15 protein-coding genes and 1 tRNA gene are annotated in these 14,924 nt (G+C 40.8%); 13 read left to right on the forward strand and 3 right to left on the reverse strand.

Translation table 11 applies throughout. From position 1 onward, the window contains the following. The first annotated feature begins 32 nt into the window (after nt 1–32). Nucleotides 33–1,262, forward strand: coding sequence for an MFS transporter (locus CAL6303_RS22160; RefSeq protein ID WP_015200067.1), 1,230 nt, complete (start codon nt 33–35; stop codon nt 1,260–1,262). 92 nt (nt 1,263–1,354) lie between these two features. Here the strand turns inward: CAL6303_RS22160 and CAL6303_RS22165 are convergent. Continuing rightward, nucleotides 1,355–1,428, reverse strand: a tRNA-Arg gene (locus CAL6303_RS22165). 37 nt (nt 1,429–1,465) lie between these two features. On the opposite strand from CAL6303_RS22165, the gene moaC reads away from it, so the two are divergent. The 4 genes from moaC (at nt 1,466) to CAL6303_RS22185 (ending at nt 3,534) form a co-directional block, all read left to right on the forward strand. Then, entirely contained in the window at nt 1,466–1,972 is a 507-nt protein-coding gene (moaC, locus tag CAL6303_RS22170; RefSeq protein WP_015200068.1) for a cyclic pyranopterin monophosphate synthase MoaC, read from the forward strand. 44 nt (nt 1,973–2,016) lie between these two features. Further along, complete coding sequence (locus tag CAL6303_RS22175; RefSeq protein ID WP_015200069.1) at nt 2,017–2,271, forward strand: 2TM domain-containing protein; 255 nt, start codon at nt 2,017–2,019, stop codon at nt 2,269–2,271. 110 nt (nt 2,272–2,381) lie between these two features. Further along, nucleotides 2,382–2,693 carry a DUF3181 family protein gene (locus tag CAL6303_RS22180; RefSeq protein ID WP_015200070.1) on the forward strand — a complete coding sequence of 104 codons (312 nt, stop codon included), beginning with the start codon at nt 2,382–2,384 and terminating at the stop codon, nt 2,691–2,693. 622 nt (nt 2,694–3,315) lie between these two features. Then, nucleotides 3,316–3,534 (forward strand): hypothetical protein, encoded by a 219-nt coding sequence (locus tag CAL6303_RS22185; protein ID WP_015200071.1) that lies wholly within the window; start codon nt 3,316–3,318, stop codon nt 3,532–3,534. Nucleotides 3,535–3,668: 134 nt separating this feature from the next. Here the strand turns inward: CAL6303_RS22185 and CAL6303_RS22190 are convergent, their stop codons facing one another. Beyond that, nucleotides 3,669–4,385, reverse strand: a complete 717-nt coding sequence (locus CAL6303_RS22190) for a heme oxygenase (biliverdin-producing) (protein WP_015200072.1) — start codon at nt 4,383–4,385, stop codon at nt 3,669–3,671. A gap of 597 nt (nt 4,386–4,982) precedes the next feature. Here CAL6303_RS22190 and glmM point away from each other — a divergent pair. The 8 genes from glmM (at nt 4,983) to CAL6303_RS22230 (ending at nt 14,476) form a co-directional block, all read left to right on the forward strand. Then, a complete protein-coding gene (glmM, locus tag CAL6303_RS22195; RefSeq protein WP_015200073.1) occupies nt 4,983–6,434 on the forward strand; it encodes a phosphoglucosamine mutase in 1,452 nt (483 codons plus the stop codon). Between the two features lie 782 nt (nt 6,435–7,216). Next, a complete protein-coding gene (locus CAL6303_RS22200; protein WP_015200074.1) occupies nt 7,217–7,564 on the forward strand; it encodes a DUF760 domain-containing protein in 348 nt (115 codons plus the stop codon). A 104-nt stretch (nt 7,565–7,668) separates the two neighbouring features. Next, entirely contained in the window at nt 7,669–8,106 is a 438-nt protein-coding gene (gene mutT / locus CAL6303_RS22205; protein WP_015200075.1) for an 8-oxo-dGTP diphosphatase MutT, read from the forward strand. 86 nt (nt 8,107–8,192) lie between these two features. Beyond that, nucleotides 8,193–8,627, forward strand: a complete 435-nt coding sequence (locus CAL6303_RS22210; RefSeq protein WP_015200076.1) for a TMEM165/GDT1 family protein — start codon at nt 8,193–8,195, stop codon at nt 8,625–8,627. A 75-nt stretch (nt 8,628–8,702) separates the two neighbouring features. After that, nucleotides 8,703–9,188: a Dps family protein gene (locus tag CAL6303_RS22215; RefSeq protein ID WP_015200077.1), complete on the forward strand. Its 486-nt coding sequence runs from the start codon at nt 8,703–8,705 to the stop codon at nt 9,186–9,188. 258 nt (nt 9,189–9,446) lie between these two features. Beyond that, a complete protein-coding gene (locus CAL6303_RS22220) occupies nt 9,447–10,433 on the forward strand; it encodes an ADP-ribosylglycohydrolase family protein (RefSeq protein WP_015200078.1) in 987 nt (328 codons plus the stop codon). 94 nt (nt 10,434–10,527) lie between these two features. Next, nucleotides 10,528–11,544: a tRNA dihydrouridine synthase DusB gene (gene dusB, locus CAL6303_RS22225; protein ID WP_015200079.1), complete on the forward strand. Its 1,017-nt coding sequence runs from the start codon at nt 10,528–10,530 to the stop codon at nt 11,542–11,544. 727 nt (nt 11,545–12,271) lie between these two features. Beyond that, the gene (locus CAL6303_RS22230; RefSeq protein WP_015200080.1) at nt 12,272–14,476 is read left to right on the forward strand and encodes a transketolase; all 2,205 of its coding nucleotides are present in this window, start codon (nt 12,272–12,274) and stop codon (nt 14,474–14,476) included. A gap of 39 nt (nt 14,477–14,515) precedes the next feature. Here CAL6303_RS22230 and CAL6303_RS22235 read toward each other — a convergent pair whose 3' ends face one another. Continuing rightward, a complete protein-coding gene (locus CAL6303_RS22235) occupies nt 14,516–14,908 on the reverse strand; it encodes a lecithin retinol acyltransferase family protein (RefSeq protein ID WP_015200081.1) in 393 nt (130 codons plus the stop codon). Between the last annotated feature and the right edge of the window lie 16 nt (nt 14,909–14,924).

Consider the following 14,924-nt stretch of genomic DNA (forward strand, 5'->3'; position numbering starts at 1 on the left):
AAAGGATACAGTAAAAATTAGGCGCATCTACCGTGAGTGCTTTCAATGATATCGACCCAAGATTACGACAAAACCTGCTGACATTATTTACAGCAGGTTTATTTTTCTGGTCAAGTATGGCATCACTACTACCAACATTACCACTATATGTTGAAGATATTGGAGCCAGTAAACAGCAAATTGGCGTAGTGATGGGTAGTTTTGCCATTGGGTTGTTGCTATGTCGTCCTCAACTAGGGCAGTTGGCAGATAAACGTAGTCGCAAACTAGTATTAATTATTGGGGCATTGGTGGCGGCAATTGCCCCACTGGGCTATGCAGTGGTAAAATCGATTCCATTGTTGATGGCATTAAGGGCATTTCACGGTATCAGTCTCGCCGCTTTTACCACAGGCTACAGCACCCTAGTCACAGATTTAGCACCAAGTGAAAAACGTGGTGAGATCGTTGGCTACATGAGTCTAGTAAACCCTATTGGGATGGCAATTGGTCCAGCTTTAGGTGGCTATTTGCAATCAGAATATGGTTATCTACCTCTGTTTCTGTTTTCCACAATATCAGCATTACTATGTTTAACTTGTGTTTATCAGGTTTTTTGTCCGGTTGTGGCAAAAAAAACCTATGCAACAGGTGAAGATATTAGCCTCTGGAAAATTTTACTCAGTCCCAGGATTCGCATTCCCACTTTAGTGATGTTTCTAGTGGGTTTGGCATTTGGGACATTAAGTACATTTGTACCTTTGTTTATCAAGTCCATCAAAATTGACTTGAATGCAGGACTATTTTATAGTACCGCAGCAATTACTAGTTTTAGCTCCAGATTAGTGATGGGGAGAATTAGCGATCGCATTGGGCGGGGATTGTTTGTCACAATTGGAATTGTCTGCTACAGCATCTCCATGTTCTTACTGTGGCAAGCTGACAGCAAAGCTTCGTTTCTCTTAGCTGCTTTAATTGAAGGTGTCGGTGGCGGGTTAATGATACCATCAATTGTGACAATGATGGCAGATCGTTCTCAACCCCAGGAAAGAGGGCGAGTTTTTGCATTGTGTGTGGGTGGATTTGACGTGGGAATTGCCATTGCTGGACCAATTTTGGGTTCAGTTGCGGAAAAACTTGGTTACAGAGACATGTTTGGTTTTGCTTCTTTCCTAACATTTGTCGCTATTTTCATCTTTATGACTCAATCAAGTAAGAGTATCCGCACTTCCTTCAATTTTGCCCTTGGTAGAGGTAAAGATGTCTATGCAATTACAGAGTAGCCACTAAAAATAAAATACTTTTTTCCTTCTTGGTTACAACGAAAAAAGAGTTAAGAGATAAACTCTCAACTCTTTTTTCAAACCTACATCAACGGGCGAGGAGGGATTCGAACCCCCGACACCGTGGTCCGTAGCCACGTGCTCTAGTCCACTGAGCTACACACCCTCAACAGAAATAAATACTATCACAGGTCTACCTAAGAATGCAAGATAATTTTTCGCAAAGTTCTCAAAGCCTTACCCATCTCGATATTCAAGGGCAAGCACAGATGGTGGATGTCTCTCAAAAAGCAACATCAATTAGAACCGCTGTGGCTGTCGCTAATGTCAGAATGTCCCAGGAAACCTTTACCACCATTGAAGCGGGAAATGCCCCCAAGGGTGATGTTTTGGGGACAGCGAGAATTGCCGGAATCATGGCAGCTAAACAAACTGCAAATCTGATTCCCCTGTGTCACCCTTTACCATTGCAGAAGGTAGAAGTTCAAATCATTCCCCAACCAGAATTACCAGGTTATCAAATTGAGGCTACTGTGAAAATCAAAGCGGAAACCGGGGTGGAAATGGAGGCTTTGACAGCGGTATCTGTTGCGGCTCTAACGCTGTATGATATGGCGAAAGCCTTGGAAAAATCGATTCAAATCGAGTCAATTCACTTAGTGAGTAAAACTGGTGGAAAATCTGGAGATTATTTACTGGGGAAATCGTAAAATAAGGATTATTACTCTGTATACACATTAGTTATTAATTTATTATGCCTCCACGTTGGTCACGCATACCTACCCGCGAAGATCCTGAATACCGTAAACTTGATGATCGGATGACTTTTGCTGTACATGTAGCCGGATTTGCTGCCGTCAACTCTGGCATGTGGTTTTTCCACATATTTCTCAAAACCGATTGGCAATGGCTACCTTGGGTAACTTTAAGCTGGTTGGGGATATTGGTATCACACTTAATTTACATTAGCGCGATCGCTGATTACTCAGAAACCCCTAAATCCACCTAAAGTCAGATCAAGTAAAGCGAAAACATTGTAACTTACGGCAGTGATTGGGGATGCGATCGCACGATAGAATTAGATAGTCTAGAGTTTACCCACTTAATTGAGGTTAATTCATGGCTGCGACCAATACTACCGAAACAATCGAAGCTTTAGCAGCAGAAATTGGTGACAATATCTACATCGATATTGCTAAATGGCATCTCTACCTGAGAGATGCTAAAATCCATACCTCTGTTGCCCAACAACTTTATCCTCTGATTGCATCCAACAAAACTATCAATGAGGATGATGTCACCAAGATAATTAAGTCAGTGACAGTTAAAATCGGTGGGGGAAGAAACGAAATTTCACTCATCGATTTACTACCTCTACAATGCCAAGTCAGTATTGTGGATATATTAGAAAAGTTTCAAAGAGATATGTAGTATTAAAAAACATATTTGACTCCTGCTTAAGTAATACCTGAACTGCCGTAAAACAGTATTTCAGCTATTTCCATAAGTACAATTTCATGCTGCTTATTATTGGGAATAGGGCATTTGAACCCACTCCTAGGAAAGTACCGTTAATTGATCTAATTAGTTTGTCGTCAAAAATACAGTTTTGTCATTGCAACGAAAGGTAGACGCAAAGCGCCTTGTCCCAGACTACCAATCTCACGATCTCTACTAAAACCAGAGTTTTGTCATTGCAACGAAAGGAAGCAATGTCACAATCTCCACTTAAAACCAAAGCGCTGCAAGAACCACCTAAAACCACAGCCAATCACATTTCAAAGCTAATTCCAAATTAGCATGAAAAACCCCCCCAGCGTGCAACTGCAAATTTGCACCACATCCCAAGCACTAAGCTGTTGACTTTGTTAAAAATTGGGCGATTTTTGGTACTTTTGTTCGTGGGTTCAATCCCTCGTTAAAACCCTACCAAAACCAACGTTTCAGCCATCATAACTATCCACGTTTTTTGGATGAACGAAATCCCAAAAAAGGCACAGAGTCAACAGCCTACCCAAGCACTTTTTTTTGGAAAATTTTAGAGGAAAATAAAATGCTACTACAAGTTAAAGAAACAGGTCATTTAGTTAAGATATCAGAAGTTGTACAACTAATAGACCCAACCGTTGAAGAGATACATGGCAGAGAACAAGCCGGAGAAGAAGAGCAAGACGTAGCAGCTTATCATAAAAAAAATCTAGTTTTCCCTTCTGGGGAAACTCTACCACGTTGTTGGGTAGATGCTAACTATCGGGATACTGAAGTTAACTAACAGCTTTTGACTCTAATAGCTAGGGTGACGCAAGGATAAGATAAAACAATATTTGCAGATTTAAATCTCAAAATCTAACTCTACCAATATTCATCCTTCCCATCCTTGCGTCACCCAATTCTTGTACTATGCTTCTACTCAGCAGTTGCCAATTCAGTTGAACCACGAGTGCGACGACGGGTAAGGGTATTGAACAGCATTTGTCCAATTGCCTTAACCAAATTACCTTCCAACTCTTGGAACATCTTCATATTGACACCAAAAGCATCATTCGCTTCTTCAACTATGCGATCGCATGTTGCCTCATCTAGGGGCATTTCGTCTAGTGCTGCGCGATAATTTGCTTTGAAAGCCTTCTCATCGCTGATTTCGGGAAACTCATAGAAAGCAGTCCCATCACCATCTGACAAATTCATCGCATTTTGGGCAATCCCTTTGAGAATTTGCCCACCCGATAAATCTCCCATATAACGGGTATAGGAATGGGAAATTAATAACTCCGGTGCGGTAGCAGAAATCTTGCGAATTCTCTCTACATAAGCTGCACCCGCTGGAGAAACCTTGATTTGATCTCGCCAATTAGCACCATAGTAGTATGTTAAATCTTCTTCCAAAGATTGTTTGCGGTTAAGTTGAGGGAAATTAATTTTGCCAACAATTGGATGGTTTTTGTGTTTATCCATCTCTTCTTCCATTGCTGAGTACACAAAATAGAAGTTTGCAACCAATTTCCGATATGAAGTTTTCTCGACAACACCTTTTAAAAAGCACTTGACAAAACCCACATTCTCTGCCATTGTGTGGGCTTTTTTAGTACCAATGCGTAGTTTGGATGCTAAATTGCTGCTCATACTAAAATTTCTCAACTTAAAAAGGTTAACTTGCAGGCTAGGGTAGCAAGACTATCGAACTAGTAAACACCCTATTCCTCAAAAATACTAAAACGTTACATTAAAACCATTTGATAGGAATTTCGATTAGTTTGATTTAAATTGCAATAAATTGTAACTTTTGACACTATTTTGCATCAGACCCTCAACAGCCCAAGGATGAGATCTTTGGACTTGATTTAGGGCTTCCAGTGCAATGTTGATTAAAACAAGCATTTCTATATGACTCACGCAGGTTTACCACACCCTTCCTGGATGAACATGACGAATACATTACATACATTATATTTATGTATTTTTACGAACACCATTGACATCAAACAGGGAAAATAGCCCAAAATTTTCCGCATTTGGAGAAGATTTTACTGAATCTTTACGGTTATTTGGTGAAACTTCTCAGTATTTACGGGCAATTGGGGTCAATAATAAGTAGTCTAGATATTGAAGTAAATCAAAATAATAATTCTGATTAAAATTATTTTATGTATTTGAAAAGAATTGTTGAATTCAAGTATAAAGTGTTATTCTCCAGTGTGACTGTGTGGAGTGTTTTAGCTTATGGTGTCGTTTGCAACTCGAACTCAAAACGGTATTTCTGGGGTTTCGACAATTGAGAAAGCAACAGAATTGATGGTGGGTGGTGTCTCTCTACCAGCAACAGCTTTGTTTGGAACTGATGGAATTCGGGGGAAGGTAGGGGAAATTCTTACAGCCCCTTTAGCCTTACAAATTGGTTTTTGGACGGGAATTGTTTTAACTAATCATGCCACTAATTTAGGTCCCGTAATCTTGGGACAAGACTCTCGCAACTCCAGTGATATGCTGGCGATGGCTTTGAGTGCAGGATTAACAGCCGCAGGGGTTGAAGTTTGGTATTTGGGTTTGTGTCCCACTCCCTGCGTTGCCCATTTAACAAGTATTTCCCAAGCTGTGGGTGGAGTGATGATTTCCGCAAGTCATAACCCCCCCGAAGATAACGGAATTAAAGTGTTTGGTGCCAACGGAAATAAATTACCTCAAGCTTTACAGCTAGAAATTGAAGCTGGGTTACGGGGTATTTCACCTTTAGGAATCATACAAGCTAATCCAGGAAGACATTACACACGTCCCGAATTAGTAGCTGATTATGCCGACAGTTTGAAAAAGCCTTTGCAAAATCGCCTCAATCTTCAAGGGATGAAGGTGGTGTTAGATTTGGCATGGGGTGCAGCAGTGGGTTTAGCACCATCAGTGTTTAAATCAATGGGTGCTGAAGTCATCTGTCTGCATAATAAAGCAAATGGCGATCGCATAAATGTAAATTGCGGTTCTACACATTTGGAATTACTGCAAACTACAGTACTTGAAAACGACGCAGATTTCGGTTTTGGCTTTGATGGTGATGCTGATCGCGTCTTGGCAGTGGATAATTTGGGAAGGAAGGTAGATGGAGATTACATTCTTTATCTTTGGGGAAGTGACCTCAAGGCAAAACAACAGTTGCCTGAAGATCTAATTATCTCCACAGTCATGGCTAATTTGGGCTTTGAGCGGGCTTGGAAGCAAATTGGGGGAAATTTGACCCGTACCGCAGTGGGCGACCAATACGTCCAAGCTGAAATGATGAAAACCGGGGCGACGTTAGGAGGTGAACAATCTGGTCATATCCTATGTAGTCACTACGGAATTACTGGTGATGGTCTATTAACAGCTTTACATATTGCAGCACTTGTGAAGGAATCTGGTGTGAGTTTGGGTGAGTTGATAGATAGCAGCTTTCAAACCTATCCCCAAATCCTGAAAAACGTCCGTGTTGAAGATCGTAACCGACGATTGGCATGGGAAAAATGTGAACCAGTGATGAATGCGATCGCATTGGCGGAAAAAGCCATGGGTGAAGCTGGTAGAATCCTTGTACGGGCATCTGGAACAGAACCAGTGATTCGTGTCATGGTGGAAGCAGAGGAAATAGATATGGTGAACGAATGGACTAATACATTAGTTGCAGTTGTTCAAAAACACTTAGCTTAGTCAACATCCTTTTAAAAGCAAATTCAATCAAAATATTGAATAAATAATTTTCACCCGTCGGGACACAATGATTTTATTGTGTCCCGACGGGTGTTTTCAGAGAATATTTTCAGTAGGACTTACGCAACTGGCACATTTTTTCTAGTGGGGTGTGTGATGCTATGAGAATATTTCAACCTAGCAATGAGACTTGTCGCGTCACGCACACCATCTTTTATATGTGATACTAACCTCAAAACCTAAATAGAAGTTAGGGGCTTGTATCCCATTATGTTCGGTCAAGGAAGCGATCGCATTCAAAATAAGATTGACTCACAGAACATAATTTCCCATTTTCTCATGTATACTTCTATAATTGCTAGATATTCCAGAATTTCCCCACAAAAACACCGACAAAAGCTGAAAGTATCACCATAAAACAACTAAATCAAATCTGCTTTCTATTCCCACAGGCAAACCAAGTAAGTAGAAACTCCCATCAGGTGAGAAAACACTCAGTCTTTGGTACGGTTACAACTACTTCCAATTAAAAAGCCAACTGTTACATTAGTTTACAGGAATAAACAAACTTTTAGAGGGCTAGTGAACGTTAAAGTATGGGCAAAATATTCTGTAGGATTTCATGGAACTGAGTACCTGTAACCTCACTATATATAGTCATCTTCCTGACAACCCCTATGTTCTAACCAGTCCTACAGAAAAATTTTAGTTAACTCAAATACAGCTACTCGCATTTAGATTTCTAGACAACAGCTTATTTTTGGTAGATTAAGGAGAACAACATGAGTAACCACCCAAACCGAGTTTCCGAATTTTTCAACAGCGACTCAGAAACAGGTAACTTATTGTGGCAGTACGTAAAATCCTTGAGTCCAGAAACGGTTACTCAACTGTCAAAACCAACCTCAAACGAAGTTTTCCAAGTGATGGAACGTAATATAGTTGGTTTACTAGGTCACTTGCCTTCCGAGCATTTTGGTGTCACGATTACTACAAATCGTGAAAATCTTGGTCGTTTGCTTGCTTCCGCAATGATTAGCGGTTACTTTCTCCGTAATGCCGAACAACGAATGGATTTTGAAGTAGCTTTGCAAGGATCTGAATCTGAAGAAGATACTCAAGAATTATAACTAATCCCCGTCTGAAAATAAAACAAAAATTGCTCCGTTAACCAGATAAAATACAAGCTCGGTGGATATGTCAAATCTACCGAGTTTTGTTATCATTAGTCAACATGAATCAAAATATAGATAATATTCCCCATAAAATTATTGGCGTCGCGGTCATTTGGAATGATCAAAAGCAAGTATTAATCGATCGTCGGCTACCCAAAGGTGATATGGCTGGTTTATGGGAATTTCCTGGTGGAAAAATTGAAGCGGGAGAAACAATCAAAGATTGTATACAGCGAGAAATTAAAGAAGAACTAGGCATTGAAATTGAAGTCCGCAAGCATCTTGTTACTATCGACCATACCTATCCTAATTTTAGAATCACATTAACAGTACATCACTGCTGCCATCTTGCAGGTATCCCCCAAACCATTGAGTGCGAGGAAGTACGATGGGTAGATTTAGAAGATTTAGATAACTTTGAATTTCCAGCCGCTAACCAAGAAATTATCAAAGCATTGAGGGATGGGGAATTTCGTGGAACTTATGAAAAAAATTGAAAATTTTCTCGATTTAGTTGCAATTGATCACAATTACCTGAGAAAATGATAAGAATATGAAAATACTCACAAATAACAGATAACCCGTGAAACTTGACTCTGTACCAAATGACTTTATTGGCTTACCTCAATCACAAAGCCACTCAGAATTGAATCCACAAGCAGTAAATTTAACTTCTTCAGTAGTTGCGACTCAGGAACATTCATCTTCTGTAGTCAGTGGAGTCTCTCGGAAATCAGAGTCAATATTTGTGACTTTTGGCACTACATTTGTAACTATATTTTTAGCAGAAATTGGCGATAAAACCCAACTATCAACGCTTCTGATGAGCGCTCAATCTCATAATCCTTGGGTAGTATTTCTCGGTTCAGCAGCAGCTTTAATTACTACTAGTTTTCTAGGGGTAGTGTTGGGTAGTTGGGTTTCTACCAAGCTATCACCGAAAACAGTAGAAAAATCAGCAGGTGTCATGCTGTTGCTAATTTCCATAATGCTATTTTGGGATGTGATCAACAATTAAAGTATCTTTTTAACCTTAACCACGAAATCAACGCTTAATTATATATATAGTGGTAGTGGAAATTAGGAGAATCTCATGCAAACCCAAGCTTCTAATGTAAACATCGGCATTGATGATGCTAACAGAGCTAAAATTGCCGAAGGGCTTTCGCGGATGTTAGCGGACACCTATACCTTGTACTTGAAAACGCACAATTTTCACTGGAATGTAACAGGACCAATGTTTCAAACTTTGCACTTGATGTTTGAAACACAATATAATGAATTAGCATTAGCTGTGGACTTAATCGCTGAAAGAATCCGTTCTTTAGGTTATCCAGCACCAGGAACTTACAGCGAGTATGCAAAACTTAGTTCTATCCCCGAAACAGCCGGAGTTCCCAAAGCAAAAGAAATGATTCGTCTTTTGGTGGAAGGACAAGAAGCAGTTGTGCGGACTGCGAGATCCATTTTCCCCATTTTAGAAGAAGTTAACGACGAACCGACAGCTGATCTATTGACCCAAAGAATGCAAGTTCACGAAAAAACAGCTTGGATGTTGCGGAGTTTACTGGAAGAATAACATCTTGCTTTTTTCAAAGCTACTATCTCTGGAAGTAATTTATAAAGTAGATATTGGGTACGTTATGGCTATCTAATGATTTGAGAGGATCGGAATTAGCCATAACGCAACCTACAACTGAATCTTCACTACCCGCTTAGGGTGTGTGACACCTTGATAAATTATGTGGGATAAATCAGGGTTTATAATGTCACGCACCAACAATTTATTGCGACATTATCTAAATTTTCGATATTTATTTAAATTATTTAATTATTTATGCGTCGTGCTTCTGGATGTTTATTTGGATTAGCTTTCGGGGATGCTTTAGGTGCTAAGACAGAATTTTTGTCAGTAGAGGAAATTATCCGTCGTTTCCCACCCCAAGGTCCAAAAGAATTAGAAGATAATCCTGCTTTAGTTACAGATGATACACAGATGACTTTAGCTGTCGGTGAGGCTTTGATTGCTGTAGCATCTGGGGAATATACAGCTAATACTCTGGAACCAGTTTTGAGGAAAGCTTTTGTTGATTGGTGCAATAGTCCAGATAATAACCGCGCACCAGGGATGACTTGCTTAAGTGCCTGTGAAAAATTGGAAACAGGTATACCTTGGTATGAAGCGACTGTGGCAGAATCTAAGGGTTGCGGTGCGAATATGCGGGTAGCACCAGTAGCCTTTTTAGGAGTGGAACAACAGGGGGCAATTGCCCAATTCCAAGCAGCATTGACCCATGGTCATCCTACCGCATTAGTAGGATCCGATTTGACCGCAAGAGCTATACATTTCCTCATTCAAGGTTGCCAAATCAAGGAATTACCTGCTCAACTTCGCAACTATGCTTACGAACAACGTACAGTTTACCATCACGATTGGTTAGGAAATTTGTGGGAACGTCCCTATACTAAAACACCTGAAGAGTTTATTAGTAGAGGCTGGGATGAGTGTTTAGGCATTTTAGATCGCCTTGATGCAGCCTTAATTAACCCCGATTATGACACAGATCCTTGTTTAGCTACTGGTGCAGGTTGGATTGCAGAAGAAGCTTTCGGGACTGGGCTTTTATGCTTTTTATTGTATCCAGAAGAGCCAGTAAAAGCCTTGCAAAGAGCAGCGGTTACTTCCGGAGATTCTGACTCTATTGCCTGTTTGACAGGGGCTTTCGCTGGTACTTATTTGGGTATGTCTGTATGGTCAGAAGATTGGATAAGTAAAATTGAATACCGGGATAGATTAGAAAGATTAAGTAAATTTTGGGATTAAACCAAAGCAAAACCTTGTCTAGACGTTCCACCGGAACGTCTCTACGTGTGGTTTCTTTACCTGAAAATTGCTGTAAAATTCCCCACTTCCCCTTATGCTATCTCCCACTCTCCAAACTAGACTTTCCACACCTCTCAAAATCGGAACCCTCCAACTCAAAAGTCGAGTTTTTCAATCGCCACTTTCAGGTGTTACAGATTTAGTATTTCGTCGCTTAGTTCGTCGCTATGCACCGGAATCAATGCTGTATACCGAAATGGTACATGCATCAAATTTACAATATGTCAAGGAAATACCCAAAATTATGGAGGTAGATCCAAATGAACGCCCTATCAGTATTCAACTATTCGATTGTCGTCCCCATTTTCTGGCAGAAGCAGCCCAAAAGGCAGTAGAAGAAGGTGCCGATACGGTTGATATTAATATGGGATGTCCGGTAAATAAAATTACCAAAAAAGGTGGTGGTTCCTCTTTACTTAGACAACCAGAATTAGCAGAAACAATTGTGAGGGAAGTTGTGAAAGCTGTAGATGTTCCTGTCACCATCAAAACCAGGATTGGTTGGGATGATGAGGAAATTACAATTCTCGATTTTGCGAAGAGAATGGAGGATGCAGGGGCAAAAATGATTACTGTTCATGCCAGGACTCGCGCCCAAGGATATAATGGCTCTGCTCGGTGGGAATGGATTGGGAAAGTGAAGAAAATATTAGAAATTCCAGTTATTGCCAATGGGGATATTTTTTCGGTAGAGTCGGCGGTGGACTGTTTGGAAGTAACGGGTGCAGATGGGGTGATGTGTTCACGGGGAACCCTGGGATATCCGTTTTTAGTAGGTGAGATTGATTATTTCCTCAAGCATGGGGAATATTTGCCACCACCAACTGCAATCGAAAGATTGACATGTGCAAAGGAACATTTACAGGCTTTGTACGAATATAAGGGTGACAGAGGAATTCAACAAGCCCGTAAACACATGGCTTGGTATGCTAAGGGTTTTGTGGGTGCTGCTGAGTTGCGGGGAGATTTGAGTAAAGTTGAAAATGTACAGCAGGGTGTAGAAATGATTGATTTAGTAATTGAGAAGTTAGAAACTGGAATTGCGTTTTAACCAAACTTGCGGAATTCCCCACGGCTCTATACCCGGATTTCTCACAACATTTTCAAAGCCTTACAAAATCTAAATTCTTAGATTTTCCTCTGTACTATAGCTAGAAGTCAAAACCTCTAAAATAAAGTCTAATAAAGACTTTGCCAAACCCATCCCAAAACTTGTGAAAAATAGAGGTATAGCCTGCGGATGGATAGCAACAGATGCTCCATCCAGGATCTAAAATATTTGATTTGATTTGATTGTAGAAAAATGGTAAGATTAGAGTGGTTGCGACCCACCCAGAAGACTAAGAGGCTACGGTACTCGGCTAAGATTGGGGAAGAGACATAAACCCAGCTGGTCAGATATTGCTGTAATTCCAAGGTAAGTCTGCCGACAAAATAATCAAACAATCTCAGGAAGGGGGATTGCTGCCTGTGGACGCGGTGTAAGACCAAAAGCTAGACGGCTGGTGGAGGCAATTGCGAATGAGACGGGAAACTCCGTAGACGAATAAAACCGTCCTTGTGCTAGTTGAAATTGGAAGCCCCATTTTCAGCCAAAGGCAAGATGGGGTACTTCACCTTATACTAATCTTCTAAAAAACTGATAAGTACTGATTACCGGAAGGTTGTAAAATTTTGGTCAGAGAGACCTAGCCGTTTAACGCCGAGGAACCTCCTCTGACTTCGTTAAATTGAAGCAAAACTCTTTTATTCCTCTCCACACCCTTAAGGTAATCAGTATGACAGCAACAACCCCAAAACCAACTTCAGCATATCCGGATTTCTGCGAAGGTATCCAATATTTTGGGGAATCGCTACCGGAATTTGCTAAATATGGAAAAGAGAGTGCAATATCTGGTGTTGCCGTCAACAGTAGTGATGATGCCGCAGTCTACCAAACAATTCTCTATGCTGATGCACTGCGCTATTTAACTTTGCAAGTTACCGGAAGTAAAGCGTCAGGACACCCCGGCGGCTTTGCTAGTCAAGCAGAAGCTTATGCAGCTTTGGTCATGCTGGGCTACAAAAATATTATCACCGAAGTAGGACACCATGCCCCCGGATTTTATAGTGCCATGTTCTTAGATCGCTCCCTAGAAGACATGGGTATTACTAACGTACAACAATTACGCGATCGCTTCCGCGAACAACATGGCTTATTAGGGCATCTTTCCGGTTATATTCCTGGTATTCTTGCACCTGCTGGACCTCTAGGACAAGGACAACATTTTGCCATGTCAGCAGCACTTCTCCATCGTGACAAGTTGTTTCCCTTCACAGTCGGGGATGGTGGTTTGGGTGAACCCTACATCATGAGTTCCATGGGACATTTCCATACAGCTTACCCAGAAGTTACCAATTTTCTCCCTGTTTTGGTGTGGAATGGATTTAGTCAAGAACATCACAGTATGGTTTCCACCAAAACTAACGCGGAGATGATTCAATATTGGCAAGGTAATGGTTTTGATGAAGTGATTTTGGTAGATGCCAAAGACTTTGATGATCAAAATCAACCTGGTGACTACGTTGATGGTACTGCCTTCTCCTTTACCAAGAGAATGGAATTTACCAAAGCCATTTTAACAGAAGTAGATCGAGCGGCAAAATCTGCATTAGGTGGCAAACTCACCGTATTTATCATTAAACAACTCAAGGGAGCCGGAGTCCACGCCAGAGGTGCAAAATCCCATAACTTGTATCCCAAAGATACCTTAGATGCTCCCCATATAGCTGATACACTGAAAGCGATCGCACTTTCACCAGAAGCTTGGCAATTGGTACGCAGCAACTTGGAAAAAGCTGGTGGAGGTTCTGCATCCAAAACTGCCGTTACCGAATTTGAATTAGCAATAGCAGACATTGGTACTTTACCCCTAGAGGAATACGCAGTGGGAGGAGAAGCCAAAGTTGCCACCACCGCTATGGGAAGATTAGTTGGTATAGTAGGGCAAAAAGATAAGCAATTCATCGTCACCAACGCAGATGGAAATGAAGCATCGGGAATTGCCAACATTAACCAGGCGTTGAAAATTAATCACCCTGTTAAAGATGATTTGTATAACCAAGCACCAGGTGGGCAAGTTTACGAACCCCTGAGTGAAGATGCCTGTGCCGGACTAGCAGCAGGTTTGGCGTTGATGGGTGCCAGAACATTATGGTGTTCCTACGAGTCCTTTGCTATTAATGGGCTACCAATATGGCAAACCGTCATCCAAGCCATGGCAGAATTACGCCGCCAAACCCCTTCAACTATTACTCTATACACAGCGGGAGCCTTAGAGCAAGGACGCAACGGCTGGACACACCAACGTCCAGAAATCGAAGCTTACTTTGCCGCAATGATGCGAAACGGGAATGTTTTCCCCCTATTTCCTTGCGATGCTAACAGTATTCAAGTTTGTTACGATTGGGCATTAACAACTAAGAATAAAGGAATTGTGATTACTGCTAGTAAGTCACCTTTGGCAATTAGAACTACCTTTGCTCAGACAAAAGAAGGCTTAGAAAATGGTGCGGTGGTATTGCAAGAAACACCTGGAAATAAAATGGTAGTTTTTGCAGTTATTGGAGACATCACATTATTACCAGCCTACGAAGCTGCTAAAAAACTGCAAGAACAAGGTGTTGGAAGTCGGATAGTTTCTATTATTAATCCTCGCCGTTTGTATCGTGCTGATGATGTGGCTTGGAGTACCTGTTCGGAAGCTGACGGAGGCTTTTTGGATGATGCTAAATTCAATCAAATCTTTGGTGGAGATGCCTTAATTGGTGTCACAGGTGGTGCAGCGGCAATGCTGGAACCTATCATGTTGCGAAGTACTTCTCCACGGGATACCTTTGCCTGGAAGCGTGGGGAAACTACCGCCAGTGCAGGTGAATTGATGGCGTTTAATGGTATTACTGCGGATGCATTAGTGAAGCGGGGAATTAGTTTGGTAGGGTAGAGATATTCCATACCCCATTTAGGTTCATCCTGAGTGGGGTTAGAAGAATCTTAGTTTAATTTTACGTAGTTTAATTGTAGGGATTTTAATTTTAGGGATTTTAATCATATCCTTCACCTGTCTACTTTTATGTTTACCAGTCTTACACCAATATGTAAAATGCTCACAATTATTTAAAATTAGATTATATTTACGTTCTCCTAACCTTTTCTTTGCTCTTTTAACTACACGTTCTGAGCAATAACATTTTTCATATTCTTGGATCTTAATACTTCTGCGTAGCCATTTATCCTTATATATCTTGCCGCGTCTTATTTTTCCATCCCAATAATGAATTACTCGATTATCGCCAATGTAAATACCATGATGAGTAAACTTTTTACCTGTGACTTTTTCGCGCAAATAAATATATATGTGGTCGCCTTTTTCCATTTGAGTTACATTTTAA

Origin of the sequence: Calothrix sp. PCC 6303, assembly GCF_000317435.1 — a bacterium.
In the GTDB taxonomy this organism is placed as follows: Bacteria; Cyanobacteriota; Cyanobacteriia; order Cyanobacteriales; family Nostocaceae; genus PCC-6303.